Origin of the sequence: Carboxylicivirga sediminis (assembly GCF_018156225.1) — a bacterium.
GTDB classification, from domain to species: domain Bacteria; phylum Bacteroidota; class Bacteroidia; order Bacteroidales; family Marinilabiliaceae; genus Carboxylicivirga; species Carboxylicivirga sediminis.
The window spans coordinates 46,939-70,347 of record NZ_JAGTAR010000021.1; the positions used below are offsets into that span (position 1 = coordinate 46,939).

Annotated in this window: 16 protein-coding genes; 10 read left to right on the top strand and 6 right to left on the bottom strand. The window is 37.6% G+C overall.

The genetic code is table 11. From position 1 onward, the window contains the following. Positions 1-9 precede the first annotated feature (9 nt). From KDU71_RS13855 to KDU71_RS13880, 6 genes are all read right to left on the bottom strand, one after another. Positions 10-321, bottom strand: a complete 312-nt coding sequence (locus KDU71_RS13855) for a helix-turn-helix transcriptional regulator (RefSeq protein ID WP_212191683.1) — start codon at positions 319-321, stop codon at positions 10-12. 55 nt (positions 322-376) lie between these two features. After that, on the bottom strand, positions 377-1,591 hold the full coding sequence (locus KDU71_RS13860; RefSeq protein WP_212191684.1) for a relaxase/mobilization nuclease domain-containing protein: 1,215 nt from the start codon (positions 1,589-1,591) through the stop codon (positions 377-379). A gap of 232 nt (positions 1,592-1,823) precedes the next feature. Then, on the bottom strand, positions 1,824-5,045 hold the full coding sequence (locus KDU71_RS13865; protein ID WP_212191685.1) for a sugar-binding domain-containing protein: 3,222 nt from the start codon (positions 5,043-5,045) through the stop codon (positions 1,824-1,826). A gap of 22 nt (positions 5,046-5,067) precedes the next feature. Further along, positions 5,068-8,364 carry a DUF5107 domain-containing protein gene (locus KDU71_RS13870; protein WP_212191686.1) on the bottom strand — a complete coding sequence of 1,099 codons (3,297 nt, stop codon included), beginning with the start codon at positions 8,362-8,364 and terminating at the stop codon, positions 5,068-5,070. Between the two features lie 115 nt (positions 8,365-8,479). Next, on the bottom strand, positions 8,480-9,922 hold the full coding sequence (locus tag KDU71_RS13875) for a sulfatase family protein (RefSeq protein WP_212191687.1): 1,443 nt from the start codon (positions 9,920-9,922) through the stop codon (positions 8,480-8,482). Between the two features lie 8 nt (positions 9,923-9,930). After that, positions 9,931-11,322 (bottom strand): sugar porter family MFS transporter, encoded by a 1,392-nt coding sequence (locus KDU71_RS13880; protein WP_212191688.1) that lies wholly within the window; start codon positions 11,320-11,322, stop codon positions 9,931-9,933. A gap of 141 nt (positions 11,323-11,463) precedes the next feature. On the opposite strand from KDU71_RS13880, the gene KDU71_RS13885 reads away from it, so the two are divergent. From KDU71_RS13885 to KDU71_RS13930, 10 genes are all read left to right on the top strand, one after another. After that, positions 11,464-12,342, top strand: coding sequence for an AraC family transcriptional regulator (locus KDU71_RS13885; RefSeq protein ID WP_212191689.1), 879 nt, complete (start codon positions 11,464-11,466; stop codon positions 12,340-12,342). An 800-nt stretch (positions 12,343-13,142) separates the two neighbouring features. Then, the gene (locus KDU71_RS13890; RefSeq protein WP_212191690.1) at positions 13,143-13,796 is read left to right on the top strand and encodes an NHL repeat-containing protein; all 654 of its coding nucleotides are present in this window, start codon (positions 13,143-13,145) and stop codon (positions 13,794-13,796) included. A 264-nt stretch (positions 13,797-14,060) separates the two neighbouring features. Next, a complete protein-coding gene (locus KDU71_RS13895; protein WP_212191691.1) occupies positions 14,061-14,474 on the top strand; it encodes a Fur family transcriptional regulator in 414 nt (137 codons plus the stop codon). Between the two features lie 87 nt (positions 14,475-14,561). Then, positions 14,562-14,933 (top strand): hypothetical protein, encoded by a 372-nt coding sequence (locus KDU71_RS13900; protein WP_212191692.1) that lies wholly within the window; start codon positions 14,562-14,564, stop codon positions 14,931-14,933. 73 nt (positions 14,934-15,006) lie between these two features. After that, positions 15,007-15,483 (top strand): hypothetical protein, encoded by a 477-nt coding sequence (locus KDU71_RS13905; protein WP_212191693.1) that lies wholly within the window; start codon positions 15,007-15,009, stop codon positions 15,481-15,483. A 5-nt stretch (positions 15,484-15,488) separates the two neighbouring features. Next, a complete protein-coding gene (locus KDU71_RS13910; RefSeq protein WP_212191694.1) occupies positions 15,489-19,829 on the top strand; it encodes a CusA/CzcA family heavy metal efflux RND transporter in 4,341 nt (1,446 codons plus the stop codon). A gap of 47 nt (positions 19,830-19,876) precedes the next feature. Continuing rightward, a complete protein-coding gene (locus KDU71_RS13915; protein WP_212191695.1) occupies positions 19,877-21,184 on the top strand; it encodes an efflux RND transporter periplasmic adaptor subunit in 1,308 nt (435 codons plus the stop codon). 133 nt (positions 21,185-21,317) lie between these two features. Further along, complete coding sequence (locus KDU71_RS13920; RefSeq protein ID WP_212191696.1) at positions 21,318-22,073, top strand: AlbA family DNA-binding domain-containing protein; 756 nt, start codon at positions 21,318-21,320, stop codon at positions 22,071-22,073. A 2-nt stretch (positions 22,074-22,075) separates the two neighbouring features. After that, positions 22,076-22,453 (top strand): hypothetical protein, encoded by a 378-nt coding sequence (locus KDU71_RS13925; RefSeq protein WP_212191697.1) that lies wholly within the window; start codon positions 22,076-22,078, stop codon positions 22,451-22,453. 11 nt (positions 22,454-22,464) lie between these two features. Then, positions 22,465-23,346: a cation diffusion facilitator family transporter gene (locus tag KDU71_RS13930; RefSeq protein WP_212191698.1), complete on the top strand. Its 882-nt coding sequence runs from the start codon at positions 22,465-22,467 to the stop codon at positions 23,344-23,346. Positions 23,347-23,409 lie beyond the last annotated feature (63 nt).

Below are 23,409 nucleotides of genomic sequence, written 5' to 3' on the forward strand. Positions count from 1 at the left end.
TATTTATCCCTATCGTTTAGGTGCTCGTTTGGCTGTGCTTATTTCTGCATCCTGCAGTTTTCTACCTAATTCATCATCCTTTGCCAAAAGACCGAGGTCTTTTTCCAAACCAAGCACCTGTAAAACCATTAAATAAGCACCCATACTTACTGTGGGGCTACCTTTTTCAATAGCTGACAAGGTCGGACGACTAATATTAGCACGCTCCGCTACCTGCTCAGTACTCAATTTCCGACGTAAGCGAGCTAACTTAATGTTTTCACCCATTTCTGTAAGAATACGCTTTGTTTTGGGTAATATGACAATCTTTTTCTTTGGCATACAGTAAAATATATTTTACAAATATAGCACATTTTGTAAATTTTATTTTACTTTATTATGACTTTCTTAGTCCCTTTTTCTGCCAGGCTCTCTTTAATCCTTTCCGTTGAGTTTTATCTCTTCTGTTTTCCCAATCCCGGTAATTTAACAGCTCTATCATAAACTGATGGTTGAGCCTCTCCCATTGGCTGCTTTCCGGCTTATTGACATACGACACGAAAGTTGATTGTGCCTTTTCAATCGCCTTATTAACCAGAAACGCCAAATGGGATTTGATGGCCTTTCGTACTGCTTCCTGCTCACTGAGTTCAAGCTGCGATGCCAGATGATTATACGCTTCACAATTGTCTAAATTCAGCTCTTTTAAAACAAGATTTCGGCTTTCACTATCGCCTAATATTGACTTTTCATTATCCAGCAAGGCTTCCGCGCTATTAGGATGTTTTTGAACTAACTGATTCGTGAATTCCCGAATCATACCGTGAAACTGGTCATTACTTAAAACAAATGTTTGTAAACGCATCCTGTATCTTTTTAGTAACAGCTGCGCATACACAACGATTTTGTCCAAGGGAGAGTAGATACTGAGGTTGCCATTCTTTGAGAGCTGATACGGCAAAAGGTTATTCGCAACAAAGGCCTCACGCAAGTCATGGATGGTGTAAAAGCGGTAGTTGCGATTCAACTCCTTAAGTAAATTCTCTACTTTGTACTTCAATACACGCTGCAGCTCTTCATTAGGTTTCGGCATCTGAAAAGTATCCAGGTTAGGAGGCTCCATAAACTGGGATAAGGCTATGGGATGGCGCAAAACCTGACCATCCAGGCCTTTAACAATAACCGATTGACTATGCTCGGACTGGTAGAGTTCCAGGTTAAAGGCTTTCAATATATCCAGGTACTCCTGCCGGTTTTCAATATTGGACTGATTGAGCAGCTTAAACACTTGTTGAACGCCTTCATGCAGATTCGGACTATTGATGGTTGGTATCAGCTGTATTTTATCCAGCTTCGTTTTTGTCGTATCCAATTCATAGCGTTGCTGAAGTCCCTGGATAAACTGATGGACCTTGCGCTTTTCATTATTGTCCTTTATCTTCTTGCTGGTTTTTACATCAATGCGTGTAGATACAATATGAAAGTGCGTGCGTTTCAAATCTGCATGCTCGTACACAAAGTATGGATGATGGCCATAGCCCATGTGCTGCATAAAGGTGGTAGTGAAACGCGGCAAAACTAGGAAAGCTTCATACCCAATGACCGCTAGCATCCATTAAAAATATCATATCATTTACAATTGTGGTTAATGAGGTTAAAACTAGATTCGAATCAAACAATATATTAATTTGTTCTATTTATGAATTAGCCATTATGCATAAAAACTGAGAGGCTAATCATACACGATTAACCTCTCAATATTATAGATAAATCTGTCACTAGACAGAATGCCTTTATATTTTTACCAGAATCTCACCTCCCATCAGAATCCATTTGAATAATCCTTATTCCCTGGTAAGTACAATTTTTGTAATCATCAAATTAGGTCCAGTTTCCACATTCGATTTCAATACTAATTTCCCATCGTTACTATCCTCTCTCATAACATGGAATTTAACCCATTGACCTTCGCCGGAGTGCTTATCAAGTTTCACCTTACGCCCCTCAAAATCAACTATTCCTGTGCGGTTTAGTTTATTCCAGTCATGAAAATGAACATACAATGTACCTAATATACCAGCTGGACAATTAATTTGTATTTCCATGTTCTCCCCAAACCAAGCTGAACCAACATCATCTTTCCAAACGCCACCAGCCTTTACTTCGTAATCTGCTTTATCAGCCAGTATCACCTCATCAAACTCCCTTTCCCATTTTGAACCTACATCCTCATTTCTCACTTTTGCTGAGGCATTAACATACAGTATTGCATTGTCGAACTCTTCAGGTAGTTCTACTGCTTCAGCCTTTGGCACATATGGCAATAATTGCTGAAGCCACTGATAACTTACCTTATGAGATGGGCTAAAATCAACTGAGTTCATATAGTCAAGTAATGACTTTTTTAACTGCTTAGCTACAGGTCGTCGTGAATTCAGATTATAACCACATACTAATAAAGAACCTTCGCCAACTTTTAGTTCGAAAATAGAACCAATTTTATTATTACGATGAAAATCATCAACTGGTTGCGCAATAGGCTTATACTCAATAGGTAATTCACTCAAGATAAACCCCTTAGAATCCTTACTGATTGTCTCCCATTGCCAATCGGAATGAAAAGAAGTTGGGAATGAAGTAAAAGCAGGATGTTCATTTTGTAAAAGCAAACCTAAATTTGTTTTGCCTTGACCAGGAAAGAAAGTTAGTGACCAATACAAAGGATAATAGCCTGCAGTAACTGAAGTCTCACTCACTCCCAACTGATGCGCTAATAGTAATACTTTCCCGCCTTTATCAAGAACATCCTTCGCAAGCTCGTCAAGCTTAGCTGTCACATAAACGTCGCCCTCCAGGCCCTTTATTTCTATTTCAGGATATACCCAAATATCCCAACTGTTTCTATACTCTGTTCCTTCCAGGAATATTGAAACTGTAAGCTTTTCAGCCGTATCAAACTCATTAAGATTAAAATTTATTTTTCCAAGCTCACTTAATGATCCGATAGAAAACATCCTATTGTTAAACATTCCAGCCTTTATTATTTGACCTGATGAATTTTTAACTTCCCATAAACAATCAGCAATCAATTCTGAATCGCCATAGTGAGCTAATTGAGCCTTAGCGTCAAATTGCTCACTAGATGACCATACAAATTTCTTCATTCTTAATAAGGGAACCGTTGTATTAAAATGTTCTTTGAATTTCTTAGGAGTCACAATTCCTTTACTTTCCCAGTTGGCATCCAGCCAACCAATTAGCGCCTCGCCTTGTCCCTGGTAGTCTTGCATACTTAGCAATTGTACTCCAGCACAGCTTTTTGTACGCAGAAATGATTCCGTTTCGTATTTATACAATAGTTGATTTAGTGCGCCTGACGCCATTGCAAAATCATAATCCTGGTCTGCAATGCCATTTTTATCAGCCTCCTCTTTAAATTCCATCAAGTTTCTTGCTTTCAGCACTCCAGTGTACCTCTCTATCTCTTTCCACTGAGGATAAACAGGCCATTGACCAATTTCATGTGCGATAATGGGGATATCCATTTGCGAATAAACATCTTCAAAATCCCAGTCAGTATGTGCCCCTTTTAAACCCCTTGTTCCACCAACATTCGGAATATAGTGCGTTGCACAATAATCATCCGCTTTGGTAATCGTTCGAGCTGTAGAAGCTGCATACAGTCTTCTTGTGTCCTTATTCTTTAAGTCTGAGATCCAATGCTCCATGACCTTAAAATCAGAGTTTCCCAACTCATTACCAATACAAAACATTGTAAAAGATGGATGATTACCATATACATCGACCACTCGGTTCATTTCTGCCACAACAAAACTATCCCTAACGCTATCGTGCCCTAACCCTTTAGGAAATCCTTTTGTATTCATCTCTGGTCTTCCCCTTTCTGTCATATCCTCACTCATCCACCAATCAATCCAGATGGAGGCTTCTGCCTGTAAATAAATCCCCACACGATTTGCGGCTCTAAAAGCTGCTTCTGGTGGACACCATGAGTGAAAACGAGCATGATTTAGTCCATAATCTTTATATTTTTGAAATATTCTCATCCAATCTTCTAACTCACATGAAACATATCCAGTTTGTGGAAAATGAACACAATCAAGGTTACCCCTTAAAAATATGGGAACATCATTAATTAGCAAATGCGTCCCATCATGACCCACTTCGCAAAAACCAAACTCTGATTCAACGACATCCTGATTTTTTCCAGCAAGTACCTTCAGTTTTAAGGTATACGTTTCTGGTGTAAATTCACTCCATTTTTGAAGCTTCCCAGCTACATCCACATTAATATTAAAATCATTAGTACCCGTTACTATGAACTGTTCTGATTCACCTGACAATACCAACTCTCCTGTATTTACACTTAAAATTTCATAAGATACGCTAGCTTTTGACTTCAAAGCTGAGTGGAGTTTAACTTTTAGTTCTAATTTATCTTTACTTAGATCAGAGTATGTTTTAAGCTCTTGTACTTTTATATGGTCATAAGCTTTCATTTCTATTCGCCCTACAATACCATTCCAGATACTTTGTGTATACTCCCCATAAGCATGCCCTTTATCACCGATGTTAAATATCATATCATTGTCTACCAGTACCGTTAATTCATGCTCACCTGGCGATAATGTCCCAAGACAATGAATATGTGCAGTACCCAATGCATCCTGAACGTCCAATTCTTTTCCATCCACGTATACCTTAGACTGCCACAAGACTCTTTCTAATGTCAATTCTATCTGTTTTCCTTTCCATGCTTTAGGAATAGTAATAGTCCGTGTATACCAGGCTTTGCCTATATATTTATGTGTTGGTGTCAATACCCCAAAATCCGAACCCTTTGTTTCCAAGCCATAGCCATTCTCAGCCAATGAGCCAGGTAACTTAATCTGGCCTGTTGTCTTGTTTTGTTTACCTGAACCAGCAATAAGTTCATTCGCGGGGTCAAGTCGAACATTCCAAACTCCTTTTAGATCTATTTTATGCTGTCCATACAAACAACTGCTAATTAACAAGCTTATGATGATTACAAATATTTTACTCATTGTTTTAACCTTTATCAGTTATTTATAAAAATGTATTAGAATGTGTGAGTGCCCCAATATGCGTAGCATTACCACTTAACACCTGCTCAAAAGCCGATTTGGCTTTTTCCCGTTCACCAAGCCCCAACTGACCGAGCCCCATAAGATAATAGCAATGTTGTTCATGTCTTTCTTGCATCACATCTTCAAAGATTAAAAGATCTGGGAGTGAAACCGCAAAATAGTCCATGTTAAAAGGTATAAATAGGTTTTTCTCTCCATATTTTAATAATTTATTAAACCTTCCCCTACCCTGGTTAAAATCACCAAGTTTTATGAGGGCCAAACCCTGGTAGAAGATCTTATCAGGTTGTTGATCGTTATAGTACATAGCAGCTGCAGGCTCTGTTAGTCCTTCGGCTGCCCTTTGCCATGCTTTTTTTGCACTTATCAAGTCTCCAAGTAAATCATACGCACATCCCAACCAATAATCAATATCATTTTCCTGAGCACCTGGCAATTTACCTTCTCCCAGGTTAACAGGGTATATTCGAGTGGCATTTAAATGCTCAATAGCCAGAGTGGCATTCCCCCTGATTATCTCTCTCTTTGCAAGTTCAACATGGCTGAACACAAACTGGCTCGTTACTTTTCCTTCGCCTCCTTCCCATGGATGGAACTGACGGTTCATAATGAGTTCCAGAGCCTTTTGATGTTCTCCTAATACGTTATACAAAGTGGCCATCTCGAGGTATAAATCGTCTCTTTGCCTAACTAATTCAGGGTACTTTAATAGTATTTCCAATCGCTCTGCTGGCGATTGATTGAGTTTTTTGTTTAGCTGATCTAACTCCATTAATACCCTGGCGTCTTTGGTATTTAGTTCAAAAGCCCTTTTAAGAGACTTAACGGCCAGCTGCCTTTCACCTAATTTATTAAAATAGGCTAAAGCAAGGTTTCGGTGCACAATTGGAAATGCTTCGTCCAGTTGACGGGACTCTTCCCAACATTGAATAGCCTCATCATACTGCCGCGCCGCATACCAATAGTTACCCATATAGTAATAAGCCTTGGCATCATCTGGATTAACACTTACTGCATGCTGTAATGCTAAAAGTTCCTCTGGTCGATTTGGAAAACAATAATCCGGTTTAGCATTTAGAGCTAAACCATATGTTGATTTTGCATCATCTATATGGCCTCCCTTCATTAGGAAATAGCCCTTAAAATACAAGGCCATAGGATAAACATCTTGTTTAGTCGCATTGATATAAACAGAAAGAAATTCATTTGCCTCGTCCCATCTGCCTGCCATAGCATAATCGAGCGAAAACTCGATAAAACTATGAACATTACTGCGCATTAATTCGCACAACTGTTCAAGTACAGAATCATCATTTAATAGCAGGTACCTCTCATATAATACCCCGTAATTGAATTGATCCATGGCCAAAGATTCCTCTACAGCCTTTAAAGCATCTTCTTTCTTATTCAGAAGACGTAGCAACATTATCTTTAAATGACGTGCCTTTTGATTTAACCAGTTGCGCCACAATGACCTATTAGTTAATTCCAGCGCCTTAGTGTAATTCCCCTGTTCTGCATCAATAAGAGCCGCATTAAAAAAACCACTATCTTGCCAGGCTGCGTTCCAGGTCGATTTATAAAAAGCACTATAGGCTTCTTTATTATCCCCTTGCATACGCAAACAATAGCCTAAGTTAAAATAAGGTTCTCCGTCATAGGGATTTGGATTTCGCTCCGTAAGTGTATCTATGGCCTTTCTAAAATACACCTCGGCCTGCTTATACTGTCCTCTTCGCATTAACCATAATCCCATCGCATTATTACAACGTACATCTCCAGGTTCTCTTTTTAAAGCTTCCTGGTAATAATCAATCGGATTATAAGTTGCATGACGGTATTGTTCAAGATGCAGCCCTCTTAAAAATAATTGCTCAACAGATTGAATATCTTTAGGATCCCTGGCTGGTTTTGCGGGCTCAGGTATGGGCTTTAACACTTCCTGTTCCGGTTGCCATTCTACCAATATTGATCCCTTATTATCCTGTACAGAAACACGAATATCAGGATTGACAGTTACTGACTCTAATAATTGTTCATAACTGTCTTTGGGAGACAGATCTAATACATCTTGAAGAATTATCTCATCTCTCCTCTTTACTGTTACTACTACATCATTATATTCACCAGTAACGTAAACCTTTAACCTTGTGTTTTCATTAACGGTTTCCAGGTTTAATAAAGCTTCTTTTGTGGCGTTTTTTACAACTCCCAAATCACGATATGGCATAAAATACTGGCTAAAGCTTTTTTCTTCATAAGGCTGTAGCCACGAAAAATCAGGTTGATTATCAGTATATACACCGCACATTAACTCAATATATGGCCCATCTTCATCTGTCAGGTTACGATCCCATGCCTGTCCAAAGTCTCCATTACCCCAGGTCCATTGCTTTTTCCCCGGGGATACATGATGATCTGCCACATGCAATAAACCGCCTTTGGAATCATTCTCATATCCTCCTACAAAGTCATATTTGGAGGCAATAGCCATATAACTGGTAGGAACTGGAATATTTTTATACCTCGAAATATCAACCCCGGCAGAATAATCTACTTTATAATAGGTACCAGTAGCTATCGGAAAGCTGGACACATCTCGCTTCCCATGATCAAAAACAGCATTAACATCTGGCGGAAAGACCGATTGATAGTCTTCATTGACCTTTACTGCAGGGTTAGCCCACCAAAGAAAGGTTTGAGGGTGTGGTGTCCGGTTATAGAGTTTAACCTTTATTTCCAGATAAGCCTTATCTGGATGCAAAGTAAACCCAGCCATTCCCTTTGTCCTGGTCATCCGTTCAACCTCACTGCACCAAACAGTCACACTTCCATCTTCATTATTTTCAATACAAGAATCTACAGCCTCATAGGTTGATGGACGGTGATGCTGAGGCCAGTTAAACTCAATACCCCCTGATATCCAAGGACCTGTGAGGCCAACTAACGCAGGTTTTATCACCTGATTATAATAAACAAAATGGCGCTGCTTGATTTTATCATATGCCATTTGCACCCGCCCCCCTAACTCAGGTAGGATCATTATTTTTAGATATTTATTCTCAAGATAAACAGCATTCCATTCTTTATCTTTTTTCTTATCTTCAATTTTTTCTATAACCGGATATGGATAGACAACACCGCTACTCCCCTGATAAACTCTCTTCTCAAGGAAAATTGGATTTTTTTCTGGCTCCCCAACTTCATAGGTAGGGATAATTACTTTTTGGCTCCAGGCCTTTACAGCTTTTTCCATTACAATACTATTTTCACTGACTCAAATTTGTATAACTCACATCTGAATCTATTCAATCACATACATTTAGACATCAACTCATTTAATCTAATACCGAATTAAACCCAAAGACTTCTCATCTGATTTTCGCCTTCCAGTTTTCATATTCTCTGCGCAACTCTTCTAATTTGGCTTTATTAATGTCTGCAAGATTATTCCGTTCTCCAGGATCTTCCTCCAAATTGTACAGATATATGCCTGCATCGATATTTATGGTTCTAAAGTGATTATCCTTTTTTACAACATGTATTTTCCATTTTCCTTTACGAACAGCCCACTCATTGCCCGTATCCCATACAAGCACTTTGTGGTGTTCTTTAGTTGGATCAGTAAGAAGAGAAAGTAAATCAACTCCATCCACATCTAAAGTATCAAGTATTGGTGAATCGAATGCTGAAAGGCAAGTCGGTAAAATATCCAGATGTGAGACTGGCGTATTAATAACTGTTTTACCACTCAGTTTTTCACCCCAACACATCGTAAAAACTGTTCGAATACCTCCTTCTTTCAGAATATACTTATGGCCGTATAAAATACCATTATTCGCATATGTATTTTGAGATCCACCATTATCAGAAATAAAAAAGATTAATGTATTTTCTTTCTTTCCGGAAGCATTAAGTGCATCCAACACCTTTCCAATATTATCATCCAGACACGCTAGATTAGCTAAATAACGTAGTCTCCCCACAGGGTCCTCCTGACCTCTCCAGCAGTTACGCGCATGGTATTCCATAAAGCTTTCCTTCGCAGGCTCCCAATCTGGAAATTTTTCTATTCCAAAACGTTTCAAATATCTATCAGGCACCTGATAAATAGGATGATGTACGGCGTTAAATGCTAATTCGATAAAAAAAGGACGTTCATCTGAATGATAAATTTGCTTAACAGCTTCATCACCGAAAACATCTGTTGTATATCCATCAAAATCTTCTTGTTGGTTATTTCTCCATAATGGCCCATATTGCGACATTCGATCATCTTCACTATCCAGCACCCAATTATCTTCTTCTGTTAACCTGAAATAATCATGGCGATGAGCGCAAAATCCAAGAAATTCTTCATACCCATGATTTAATGGAAACTCACGATAACTCATTGGGTCCTTAATTTCTTGGTTATTATCAAGAATATCTGCGTAATGGGTTTTTCCAATTTTAATACATCTGTATCCTTCTAACTTAAGCATCTCCGGGAGCGTTTTTTGCGACACGGGAAAAATATTACCTCCATAATAGTATGTTCCCCACCTCTCTTGATATACCCCCGTAATAATACCTTGCCGTGAAGCATCACACACAGGAGCAGTGGCATAAGCATTTGTAAAACGCACCCCTTCATCTGCAATTTTATCCATATTAGGGGTATAAACATCTTTGCTTCCACCATAGGCTCCATAATCAGCATACCCTTGATCATCTGTTATAATCAACAGAATATTAGGCCGTTCAATTCTCCTTTCGACAATACAGCTCATGCACAAAATGGCTGTTAATAAATTAACTACAGTTTTAATCATTAGCAATCTCATTCAAACACCTGCCTTTCAATCTCTTCTAACGTTTTTCCTTTTGTTTCAGGTAATCTGCGAAAAATAAAGATCCATCCGGCTACACATATTCCTCCATACAACCAAAATGTTCCATAAGCACCAAGCCTGCTATTAAGGAGCGGAAATGTATAAGTCAAAAGAAAACTAGCTAACCACAGTGAAACGGTTGCAACAGCCATGGCAGCTCCGCGCATCTTATTCGGAAATATCTCTGATAAAACGACCCAGGTTACTGGCGCCAATGACATCGCATAACATGCAATTGCAGAAACCACCAGTAAAAGAAAAGGCCACCCAGTAATTTCATAAAAATAAGCTACTCCCATTACCAGGTAAATGCCTGCTAAGCCTCCAGCGCCAATAAGCATTAGCCATCGCCTGCCTAATAAATCAACGGTATAAATGGCAATAAAAGTAAATACTAAGTTGACACTCCCCGTTACAACAATATTAAATAGTATATCTGATACACCATAGCCAGCTGCAGCAAATATTTCTTGTGCATAATTGAAAATGACATTGATTCCACACCACTGCTGAAAGGTTGCCAAAACAATACCTATTACTAATACTTTTTTTATTCGACCATTAAATAAGTGCTTCAAATTGACATTATGACGTTCTTTATTCAAGCCCAAAGCAATACTTGCATATTCTTGTTGAGCATAATTCTGACCTCCAATTTTTGTAAGAATAGCTTTTGCCTGATGCTCCTTTCCCTTTGTTGCAAGCCAACGAGGGCTTTCTGGCACAAAGAATAACAAGATAAAAAACACGCTTGAAGGCACTAGTTCAGCCCAAAACATCCATCGCCAGGCCATTTGTCCATTCCATGAGCTAAGTATCTCAGCGTTGGTTGATTCAATAGGTACTGGCTCTGCCACCTGCCAGTTAACTAATTGTGCTGCCAAAATCCCAACAACTATTGTTAACTGATTAAGCGAAACAAATCTGCCTCTCATGAAAGCTGGTGATACTTCAGCAATATACATTGGCGAAAGATTAGAAGCCAGACCAATGGCAACCCCGCCAATAATACGACAAAATACAAACATTATAAACTGATGTGTAGCTCCTGTACCAACGGCAGACAGTGCAAATAATATAGCTGCAGTAAGTAATAAACGTTTACGCCCTAACCTATCACTTAACACTCCAGACACTATGGCTCCCAGCAAACAACCTATTAAAGCACAACTCATGGCCCATCCTTGAAGCGCTGTCGAGTTAGCAATACCGAAGAAGACTTCATAAAATGGCTTTGCCCCGCCGATAACAACCCAATCATAACCAAAAAGTAATCCGCCCATTGCCGAAACCATTGAAATAGCAAAAATGTACTTAGTATTATAATTATTGTGTCTCATCACTTCTTGTTTTATTAATATTTGCCATTAATTCCTCTTAATAATACAAAAGAACTAACATTAATTAAGTCACAAAATGGACACCAATACTAAATCCATGGATTATTTTATTATTTTCACAACAACTTTACATTTCTAATTATGGTAAGGAAAGACGGTTTTGAAGGAGAACGGACCTTTGTTATTCCTGCTCACATTATCGAAGCAATCAAAAAGGAACCACAAAACAGTCAACTCTACATTACTGACATCGGCTTTTATCCTAAGGCAAGAGACCACTATCGGTGCAGACAACATGGTTGCAACCAATATATCCTGATATATTGTACAGATGGAGGTGGATGGGTATCCGTGGAAAGTTCAAAGGTCAAACTATCGGCCAATCAATATTACATAATACCACCCCAAAAAGCCCATTCATATGCTGCAAATCCAGACGACCCATGGACTATATATTGGATTCATTATAATGGTTTCATGGCACAATCATTATCCGGAGATTCTAAGGTTGCACAACACATTCTGCCATCCCCCTCTGATAGAATAAAGGATCGCCTTCGCCTTTTTAACGAAATTTTTGTCAACATCGAAATGGGTTATAGCCCTGACAACATTAACTATGCCAACATCTGCCTTTGGTATCTGCTGGGATCCTTCCGTTATATAAATCAATTCAGACAAATAAGCAATGATGGGTGTACTGATATAATTGACCGTTCAATACTATACATGCGAAAGCACCTGAAAAATAAATTAACATTAGATTTACTTGCTAAGCAATTTGGCCTATCGTCCTCCTACTATTCCAATATTTTCAGAAACAAAACGGGCAAACCTCCCTTAGACTACCTCATTCATCTGCGCATACAACATGCCTGCCAACTACTCGACCACAGCAGTTTACAAATCAAGGAAGTGGCTTTAAGGATTGGCTATGATGATCCTTTCTATTTTTCAAGAATATTTAAGAAGGTAATGAATATGTCACCCAAAGCTTATAAAAAAAAGCTGAAAGGATAATAGTATCAAATACCTCTCCTCTAGGGGTCCTTACTGGATACAAAATACATCACAACAGACGAATTACTAGTTTTTTTAGAAGGATTAAACTTATCACAAAAAATACAATCAAAATTGCGATTCATATTTGCACCAAGCTAAAAAAAGAATATACTTGCAAAATGTTTATTGGGCGTACCAAAATATCTTTAGTATTCATAGTGCTGTACTTCATTGTGTTTTTGCACAATTTAATACCACACTATCATTTTCCAGAGCACCATAATAATGCTATAACATGTTGCGATATTGACGATTCTCCAAACAACAAGTCTTTCATATGTGATATGCATGCAGACCTGGAGCTTGAAGATGAAAAACATGATTGCAAAAATTGTTATATAGTAATTAGTTCGGTCACTAATAATACAGAGAATAAACCTTCGCTCATTTTTGTTTATAACAGTCCTCAAAGAGAGTACGAAATAAGAACCTCTCACAATTACACGGCTGTAGTTAACCACAAAATAGCACCTAAGAGGTTTTACAAAACCACGTCACTTCGAGCACCTCCCTTTCAAGTATAATACATCACTTTGTATGTAATTAAGCCTTTTTAGTTCTGAATCAGCTATATATACCTAATGCTATAAGCTACAATTGGCATTGAGATGCATTATTGTTTGCAAATAGTTATTATGTACACTTTACAAATAGGTCACAAGCTGCAAAATCATAAGATAACATTTACAACATAGCATTATTACAAGGCAAACCTGTGCTCCAAATGGAGCTTTAAAAGCATAAATTAATAACACAACATGAAAAATAACATATACTCCCTTTCAATTTTTAAAATAGCACTAATTATCATTTTGCTTTTTGGCACTAATAATCTCTTTGCTCAGCTAACTGAGGTTGCCAAAAGATTTGATTGGCCGTCGCGAATCATCTTTATTGGAGATGAACTATATGTTGCTGATGCGAATCTGAATAAGGTCTCCAAAATAGATATCACCCGCCCTGAACCGGTTATAACAGATATCGTAGGTATTTTTAGACCCTGGGGACTTGCCTACAGAGGAAATGATTTATACATAGCCGATTCACAGCAAGATATTATCGTGAAGAGGGATTTGAGCATCTCTACGCCAAACACTACCGGAGTTTTAAATATTGGAAATGGCGCATATCTTGATGGCCTACATCTTGTTGATAACATGCTTTATGTTTCATTTTATGAGGGCAACAAAGTAGTTAAAATAAATATTGATGACCCGATACCTGTTGTTACGGATGTTAAAACTGACCTAAGGGGTCCTGCCGGTTTAACTTTCAAAGACGATGAGTTATACATTGCTGAATATGACGCTGGACTCATAATAAAAAATGACATTACCAATCCATCTGCAGATGCTGTCACCTTAGCTACAGGCATGAGTAGTATCGAAGACAGCCATTTTGTAGGGAATTAAAAAATGGAATTATCTCTGATAGTGAAAGAATTAACGTTGATCACTTAAAGAAAGGTCTATATATCATTAAATTAGACGACGAATCAACAGTTAATTTTATTAAAAAATAATAGATTAGAAAAAAACTACGCAAAGAGCACAATGACAGAATCGTATTCCCTAATATTGCGCTCTTTGCATTTTTCTAACGTGCACTTATTGTGAAAAATTCATTATATTTTGACAGCCTCCGAGTAAGAAATCAATTGCTTAACTCATATTAATATGCAACCATCATTTGAGCAGCAACTCATCAATAAAAAAGTTAAACCAACTGCTATGCGCCTATTGGTTTTAGAAATTCTTAATAAAGAATTAAATGCAATTAGTCTCTCTGATTTGGTTGCTAAATTTGAGTATGCTGAAAAATCAACACTTTTCCGCACCTTAAAAACCTTTGAAGAAAAGAGGCTAATCCATCGTATTGATGACGGATCTGGTATTGTAAAATATGCCTTGTGTAATAATGAATGTGATGATATTCATGAAGATGAGCATATTCATTTTGTTTGTACCCAATGTAAAAACACCATTTGCTTGAATGAAGTTAAGTTACCCACAATTGAACTCCCAAATAATTTCACACTTAAAAACCTACAAATCACTGCAAAAGGAATATGCAACAAATGCAATTCTTAACTTTGCAACTTGGTTGCACAAAAAAACATATACTTTTACTCGCAAAATAAATTAAAAGTGAACAGCATCCCGAAGACATACAAACTGATGATGATATTAGCAGGTTTGCTGATATTAGTGCATTTTGGGATGCCCCATAGCCACCATGCCCTAAATAATCCAACCTGCCATATGGCAGAAGGTTATGATGATACTGAGCACAGTAACCAATCAAATGAGGAATCTGAAACTTGTCACCTATTAGGAGAACTTAGTTTTAATAACTTTAATTCTTCTGAAACAGTTTTACCAGACATTTCTTTCTTTATTATTAGCTGTTTAATTCCTGAATCAAATCAACTTGTTGGTAAGCAAAGTATTCCACCGTACAAGAATCCTGTTATTAAACAGATACTAATCAACTACTTTGCAACCAAACTAAGTTTTAGAGGCCCTCCACCACCTATCTTTGTCGGTTAAATCTATCCACATTCTTTGTTACCCCTTATAATTGCGAAGCTTAAATGCATTAGTAAGGCAAATAAAAGACTACATGACAAAAAAGAAGCTAACTAAAACAGAGCTTCTTGAGATTCAACACCAACAAGACAAAAAGTTCCGGAAATACTTATTGACCACTTTTTTGGCATTACTAATATTATTGGTATGCACACTCATGTTTTACACATACGGTTGTGAAACGCGCTTGTGGATAAAGACTTATACAGAATACAATAAGTTACTGCCAGCTAATCAGGTCTGCTTCACAGGGGAACAGCTAACCGCGCATGAAGCAAAAAAGGTTCAATTACATCAGCAAACATTTTATGTATGCAGTGAACGCTGTCTGAATGTGCTGAAAAACCATTTTCGAGAAATTAGTCGAACAAAAGATCCGTTGACTCAAGAAACCATAAACAAAGCTAATGCTGTAATCGGATTACACAAACAAGGTTCCACTCATGTGCTATTCTTTAAAAGCGAGCAGAACTTACAAACCTATTACAATTCATTAGCAAATAACAAATAACAATCATGATAAACAGTATATTATCATTCTCCATAAAGAATAAATTGCTTATCGGCTTAATGACGATAGCTCTGATATTTGGAGGTCTGTATTCAATGACACAAATACCTTTGGATGCAACGCCTGATATAACAAATAATCAGGTACAGGTTATTACCGTTGCTCCCAATCTCAGCACTGAAGATATCGAACAGTTTGTTACCTACCAGATAGAACTATCAATGTCTAACTTACCAAGTGTTACTGAAATTCGTTCAGTTTCACGCTTTGGCTTATCTGTTGTCACTATCGTATTTGAAGATGATATGGGCACATACCTGCCACGTCAGTTGGTAGGTGAAGCTTTAGATGAGGTTCAGGAAAAAATACCTGAGGGCTTTGGAACCCCAACAATGTCACCAATCAGTACTGGTCTTGGCGAGATATACCAATATGCATTAGACCTTGAGCCTGGTTTTGAAGACCAATACAGTAATAAGGAGTTACGTTCGATACAAGATTGGATAGTCAAGCGCCAAATGGCTATGCTGCCAGGAGTTGTTGAGATTAATTCATTTGGTGGTGAGACCAAACAGTATGAAGTAGCAATTGAGCCTAATCAGCTTAAGAGCATGAATGTAACAATGACTGAAGTATTCAAAGCTCTCCAAGATAACAATGAAAACACAGGAGGAGCATATATTGAAAAAAATAACCTGATTAACTACATCCGAGGAGAGGGATTGGCTCGTTCTGTTAAGGACATCGAAAACATGGTAATTAAAAGTGTTAACAATCGGCCAGTTTATATTCGTGATGTTGCCAAAGTACAATTTGGCAGTGCCGTTCGCTATGGCGCATTTACTCGCAATGGGAAAGGTGAGGCTGTAGGCGGAATTGTTATGATGCTGAAAGGAGAAAACTCAAATAAAGTCATCTCTAATGTAAAAGAACGCATTGAGCAAATACAAAAATCATTACCTGAAGGTGTTAAAATCGTTCCTTTCCTTGATAGAAGCGAGATGATTAAAAGTACGACATCGACAGTGGCTGAAAACTTATCGCTGGGAGCACTAATCGTCATATTTGTGCTGGTACTCATCTTGGGTAATATGAGAGGTGGTCTCATTGTGGCTACTGTCATTCCGTTATCTCTTCTCTTTGCGTTTATAATGATGCATGTGTTCGATGTATGGGCCAATCTAATGAGTCTTGGCGCGATTGACTTTGGAATACTCATAGATGGAGCCGTCATCCTTATTGAAGGTATGATATTTTACCTGGGTGATAAAACATATATAGGTAAAAAACTAACACAGCTTGATAAAGACAAAATTGCCTATAAAATTTCAAGTGGAATGATGAATTCAGTCTTCTTCGGCCAAATCATCATCATGATAGTTTTCATCCCTCTATTGGCTCTTCAAGGCATTGAAGGGAAAATGTTTAAACCAATGGCCTTAACATTTGGCTTTGCAGTTATTGGTGTAACTTTCCTTTGCCTTACATATGTACCAATGATGATGGCATTATTCCTTAAGCCTCCCAAGAAAGAAAAACAGACTTTTGGAGACAAGTTTATCACTCGCCTTGAAAGCATTTACCAACCAATGTTAGTGTGGACTCTCAATAATACTAAAAAAGTTATGGCGGGTGTAGTTGGTATGTTTATAATCTCAGCTGTTTTATTCAGTAATATGGGTGGAGAATTTGTCCCTCAACTTGATGAAGGCAATCTGGCCATGCACATACTTTTAAAACCAGGAACAGATCTGACTAATGTGGTTGAAAAGTCAAGTGCTGTTGAAAAACTACTGGTTGATAAATTTCCCGATGAGATAGAATCAATTCAAACACGAATTGGTGTTGCAGACATTCCGACAGATCCAATGCCAATAGATATTGGTGACTGCTTTATTATTCTCAAGGATAAAGATAATTGGACTGCAGCAGACAGTAAAGAAGAATTGCTTGAACTATTTAAAGAAACGGTGAGTGTATTACCTGGTATTAATTATGAGTTTTCACAACCCGTTGAAATGCGTTTTAATGAGTTGCTTACCGGAATCAGAGAAGATCTGGCTATCAAACTATATGGTGAAGATTTAGAGATACTGGCTCAAAAAGCTGCTGAAATTGAAAAATTGATAGCAAACATCAATGGAGTTGGAGATATACGAACAGAAGCAACTAAAGGATTACCACAAATAACCGTGAATTATAATCGTGAACAGTTAGCTTACTATGGAGCAAATATCAGTGATCTTAATACAATTATTAAGACCGCATTTAACGGAAATGCTGCGGGGGTCGTTTACGAAGGTGAAAAACGTTTTGACTTGGTTGTGAGATTAAATCAAGATAATAGAAGGGATATAGAAGATGTAAAAACCTTATTTATTCCGCTTCCCAATGGGCAGCAAATTCCACTTCAAGAACTAGCTGATGTCAGTTATGAACCTGGTCCAATGCAAATAAGTCGTGACAATACCAACAGGCGAATTTATGTTGGCATTAATGTACGCGGACGTGATGTAAAGACTTTAGTACAGGAAATAGAAGAAAAGCTGGATGCTGAATTGACTTTACCGGCCGGTTACTATATTCGCTATGGAGGGGCATTTGAAAATCTGGAACGAGCCAGTAACCGGTTAATGATTGTTGTTCCAATCGCTTTGGCATTAATTTTTGTGATGCTATTTATGGCGCTTAAGTCAATACCACATACCTTATTGGTGTACATGGCAATCCCGCTTTCGGCTATGGGAGGCATAATTAGTCTTTACATTCGTGATATGCCTTTTAGTATATCTGCGGGTGTAGGCTTCATAGTGATATTTGGTGTAGGTGTTATGGATGGCCTGGTACTGATTGGCTCATTTAAGGAACAAAAGGAAAATGGCATTACAAATCTACGGGACATCATAGTAAAGGGAGCCACGAGGCGGGTTCGTCCTGTTTTTCTTCTTGCCAGCACTGATATTTTAGGCTTCATTCCAATGGCTTTATCCACTTCTGCAGGTGCAGAGGTACAACGTCCATTAGCAACAGTGGTAATTGGCGGTCTATTTACCGAAACCTTACTTACGTTATTTATAGTACCCCTTTTATACCAATGGCTCGAGGGCAGAAAAGAAAAGAAACAGATGACCAGAAATTATAAAACTCATATTTCTATGGGCATTGTATTGATTCTACTTGCATTTGGTGTTAGCCCAGCAATAGCACAAGAGGATAGGAATACAACTCTTACTCTTTCTGAAGCTATTTCTATTGCCAAAGAAAACTACCCGACACTTAAAGCTTCTGAACTGCAGGTCAAACAAAATAAAACATTGAAAGGAAGTGCTTTCAATTTAGGTAACACCAACTTCTCGATGGGAAAAGAAGAAGTAGGAAACAATGCACCAGGCATAAAAAACCGATTAGTCATTGAGCAGACTGATATCGATATTCTAGGCATTGCAGCAAAACGTAAGCTTCAACAGGCTAATGTAGATGTGGCAGTTGCAGAAGTTAAACTCACTAATGACAATCTGGAACTGCAGGTTACGAATGCCTTTAATAATTTACTTTACTATGAACATACGAGAGGATTATATCAACAAATAGATAAGGTGTATCAGGACTTCGTAAAGGCTGCCAAATTGCGATACGAAACAGAACAAAGCTCAAAGCTGGAATACCTGGCTGCTACCACCAAATACAATGAATTAAAGGTTAATATTCAACAAATTGAAGGAGAACTGGCGGCTGCTCATCGAAAGCTTAATCAGTTTCTACTATTGCCCGATGAATTTGAAATTACAGATACCAATAGTGAGCCTCTAGATTTTAACATCTTAAACTACGACAATAATGCACAATTACTGTTGGCCAAGGTACAGCTCGAGCGTGCTACAAAAAACTGGAAACAAGAAAGAGCTGCCATGTTACCTAAATTTAACCTGGCCTACAGTAATCAATCTGTTGAAGGAATTTCAGGATATTATGGCTATTCTGCGGGTATATCAATTCCATTGTTTAACGGGCAAAATTCAAAAGCAAAGGCTGCCCGTATTGGTGTTCTTATCGAGGAACAAAATAAAATGTCTACTCAACTGGAAATTAAAACAGTACTTGCGCAGCGTGTGGCACAGTATCAGAGCGCTGTAAAGGTGCAAAATTATTACCAGTCAGAGGCTTTACCTTTGGCTGATGAGCAAATGAAAGCCTCAACACTGGCCTATCAACTCGGTGAAATTGACTATACTGAACTAATTCAGAATATGGAAACAATACTCAATACTAAACAAATGTATATTGATGCCAACCTGAATTACAGAAATTTAAAAGCAGAATTAATTTATCTGATAGGCTCTAACTAATACAATTGCAAAACATGAACATTCGAATAATTAACAAATATACAACTATGAAATCACTAAGATATATTAGTCTCTTTGTTTTACTTTTTAGTGGCTTGCTTATCACCAGCTGCAATTCATCATCAAGTGAAAAAGATGAACACGGTCACAGCGCACAGGATGAACATGATGATGAAGGACTTGAAGGCATGGTGGTCTTAAACGAAAAGCAACGCTCTGCACTCAATCTTAAATTGGGAGTTATTCAGGAACGTACGATGGCAGGTTTTATAAAAACCAATGGTCAACTGGAAGTCTCACCTGCTGATAAAGCAGAAATTACAGCCTTTATGGGTGGAAATGTCAAATCGATTAGTGTATTTGAAGGTGACAAAGTTCGTAAAGGACAGATACTGGCTACCCTTGAACACCCTGATTATATCAGTCTGCAACAGGAGTATATAGAAAGCTTTAACAACTTTACCTTCTTAGCGAAAGAGTATGAGCGACAAAAAGCTCTTTACGACAACAATGTAGGCTCTGGCAAGAATTTTCAAAAAGTTGAAGCAGACTATAACGCTGCTAAATCATCCTACGAGGGCTTAGGTATTCGTTTACAGATGCTCAACTTAGATACAGCAACAATAAAAAAAGGAATTATCAGTCAGGGTATTAATATTCTTTCGCCGGTGGAAGGATATGTAAGCCAGGTGGATATAAGTCTTGGAGCTTATGTTGATGCTCAAACAAAACTATTTTCGGTTGTAAATAATGATAGGATACATGCCGACCTTTTGGTATATGAAAAAGATATGCCACATGTGCAGGTCGGCCAGAAAGCCCGCTTACGAATTGCCAATCAGGATGAAGAGCATCCAGCTACAATATTTGCCATTGCCAAGAAATTTCAAAAAGACATAAAAGCAATTGTGGTACATGCCACCTTTGATGACTCACCAGTCAATTTAATTGCAGAAAGTTATGTAAGTGGCGAAATTTTTAACGACAAAGAGCTTATGAAGGCCGTGCCTGAATCGGCAATAGTAGAAGATGAAGGGAAAAGCTATATATTTATTGTTAACCCGATGGCTACTAACGAGGCCGCACTCCATGATGAGCATGAAGATCATGGACATGATGAAACAGATGATGACCACCATCAAAATGATGGACATGATGATGGAGATCATACAGTCGATCATAATGGAGAAAAAATTGCTTTCCGTATGGTTGAAGTCATTCCCGGTCTGATTGATAATGGCCATGTAGCGATTACAATTCCGGAAGCAATTAGTGATGATGCACAGGTAGTAATGGAAGGTGCTTTTTATCTGCTATCAGATTTGAAAAAGAGCGAAGCCGCTCATAGTCACTAATACCCTTTAATTTGGATGATGGCACCTGGTTCTTCCCTAGTCCAGGTGCCTTAACCACTACCACTTCAGCTCTTAACACACTTTCATACAGTACCTTTCTAACAAAAATTTTTCTATTAAATACAAAGCCATTATGAAAAAGAAAACTATAGAGATAGTTAAGTGGCAGCTTATTTGTATCTCAGCCATCAGCTTACTTATCTTCCCCTTTTTAAGTGCGTTATTTCAATATGAGTTTAGTGCTCATAGCATATCATTTTTTCCAACATTACAATCTACTTATACCACCATATTTATTCCTAATGATATAGAAGGTGTTGTTCTTTTGTCTTTAACTATTTTCTTAGGTATTACCAATGGCCTGCTGATTGCCAGAAGGCAGCTTCGAAAAGGCATTTGCAAACTGGATGCTGAAGAAATTCACAGATTAATAACCGAAGGTGAAAATGAAGAAGTTGAGTTTAAATCATCACTACGATATGACTATCATCAGGTAAAGAGCAATAAAAATCTGGAGCATGAAGTATTAAAAGCTATTTGCGGTTTTTTGAATGCAGAAGGTGGTAAACTATTAATAGGAGTAAGCGATTATGGTGAGATATTAGGCTTATCTAATGATTACTGGACATTAAAGAAGATGAATAAAGATGGTTTCGAACAAAGACTAATTCTGATTATCTCTAATACTATAGGCAAAAAGTACTGCAAACAGGTACATATTACATTTGCACACGTAGATGATAAAGAAATATGTATCATACATATTGAAAAATCAAAACAACCAGCCTTTCTCAAAGAAAACAATAGAACCATTTTCTACCTTAGAACCGGCAACCTCACAAATCCGTTAACTACAAAAGAAGCGGTAGAATATTTACAGAATAACTAAGAATGCTCGTCCATATTAATATGAAACCAATATATACAATTATAGCATTTATTCTTGTAATACAAGCCTGTGACAAATCTGCGGATTCAACGTCCTTTAAGGCGCTCTTTTTTTCGGATGGAAAACTGGAGAATCAAGTTACCTATAAATTAGGAGGTGATGGTTCTGTAGTAGTTACTTACAGAAACAATCAGTCATTAAGTGCCATAACTGGCTATTATAAGTATTCATCAACTTCTAAAAAAGGCACATTATACCTACCTGATAACTTCATTCAGGAATTTGAAATAAGAAACGACTCTTTACTATTAATTAATAATAGTATATTTTGCAAAGGACATCCCAATGGTCATGTCAATCAACACAATCATAGCAACTGATATTTCAAGTTATGGAACATAAACATCATCACAATATAACAAACTATAGTAAGCCATTTGCTATTGGTATTATACTAAATATCAATTTTATTGCGATTGAGTTATTTTATGGTTTTATTGCTAACTCATCAGCACTCATTGCAGATGCTGGGCATAACGCTAGTGATGTCCTAGGACTTATTTTTGCATGGTTTGCTATTTGGCTGGCCTCTAAGAAAACCAATAGCAGATATAGTTACGGATTTAAGAAGAGTACCATTCTCATATCATTATTAAATGCCTTACTCCTATTTGCAGCTGTCATTTTCATAGCTTGGGATGCAATTGACAAATTTAGTAACCCCGAGCCCATTGGAGGTACACAGGTAATGGTGGTTGCTGCTATTGGAGTAGTAATAAATACATTCACTGCCCTGCTTTTTATAAGAGGACAGAAAGACGACTTAAATATAAAGGGAGCTTTTCTGCACATGGCTGCTGATGCAGGTGTTTCACTAGGAGTTGTTATTGCAGGCTTGCTGATAAAAATTACTGGTGCGTTATGGATTGATCCTATCATGAGTTTCATTATTATACTTGTTATTCTATGGGGAACATGGGGTTTATTTATTGAATCAATTACACTTGCGTTAGATGGCGTACCGAGAAATATTAATTATGACGAAATAAAACAATGCCTACTTGATATTAAACAAGTGGCATCATTACATGATTTACACATCTGGGCTTTGAGCACCAACGAAAATGCCTTGTCTGTTCATATTATTTCAAATCAGGAAAACAATGAAGTGTTACTAAATAAGGTCAAGAATATCCTATCCAATAACTATAACATTCACCATGCAACTATTCAGATTGAAAATGAAGATGCCACTACATGTAATCCTTGTTAAGCCAATCAATATCAATCTAAAGTTTTAAAACCATAATTTTTGATAGGGAGCAAGGCTATACTC

Excerpts from the sequence above, each read along its gene's own strand:
- KDU71_RS13885 (WP_212191689.1), top strand. The coding sequence starts at position 11,464 with ATGGTAAGGAAAGACGGTTTTGAAGGAGAACGGACCTTTGTTATTCCT.
- KDU71_RS13880 (WP_212191688.1), bottom strand. The coding sequence starts at position 11,322 with ATGAGACACAATAATTATAATACTAAGTACATTTTTGCTATTTCAATG.
- KDU71_RS13860 (WP_212191684.1), bottom strand. The coding sequence starts at position 1,591 with ATGCTAGCGGTCATTGGGTATGAAGCTTTCCTAGTTTTGCCGCGTTTC.
- KDU71_RS13875 (WP_212191687.1), bottom strand. The coding sequence starts at position 9,922 with ATGATTAAAACTGTAGTTAATTTATTAACAGCCATTTTGTGCATGAGC.
- KDU71_RS13870 (WP_212191686.1), bottom strand. The coding sequence starts at position 8,364 with ATGGAAAAAGCTGTAAAGGCCTGGAGCCAAAAAGTAATTATCCCTACC.
- KDU71_RS13865 (WP_212191685.1), bottom strand. The coding sequence starts at position 5,045 with ATGAGTAAAATATTTGTAATCATCATAAGCTTGTTAATTAGCAGTTGT.
- KDU71_RS13930 (WP_212191698.1), top strand. The coding sequence starts at position 22,465 with ATGGAACATAAACATCATCACAATATAACAAACTATAGTAAGCCATTT.
- KDU71_RS13905 (WP_212191693.1), top strand. The coding sequence starts at position 15,007 with ATGACAAAAAAGAAGCTAACTAAAACAGAGCTTCTTGAGATTCAACAC.
- KDU71_RS13925 (WP_212191697.1), top strand. The coding sequence starts at position 22,076 with ATGCTCGTCCATATTAATATGAAACCAATATATACAATTATAGCATTT.
- KDU71_RS13890 (WP_212191690.1), top strand. The coding sequence starts at position 13,143 with ATGAAAAATAACATATACTCCCTTTCAATTTTTAAAATAGCACTAATT.
- KDU71_RS13895 (WP_212191691.1), top strand. The coding sequence starts at position 14,061 with ATGCAACCATCATTTGAGCAGCAACTCATCAATAAAAAAGTTAAACCA.
- KDU71_RS13900 (WP_212191692.1), top strand. The coding sequence starts at position 14,562 with ATGATGATATTAGCAGGTTTGCTGATATTAGTGCATTTTGGGATGCCC.
- KDU71_RS13915 (WP_212191695.1), top strand. The coding sequence starts at position 19,877 with ATGAAATCACTAAGATATATTAGTCTCTTTGTTTTACTTTTTAGTGGC.
- KDU71_RS13855 (WP_212191683.1), bottom strand. The coding sequence starts at position 321 with ATGCCAAAGAAAAAGATTGTCATATTACCCAAAACAAAGCGTATTCTT.
- KDU71_RS13920 (WP_212191696.1), top strand. The coding sequence starts at position 21,318 with ATGAAAAAGAAAACTATAGAGATAGTTAAGTGGCAGCTTATTTGTATC.
- KDU71_RS13910 (WP_212191694.1), top strand. The coding sequence starts at position 15,489 with ATGATAAACAGTATATTATCATTCTCCATAAAGAATAAATTGCTTATC.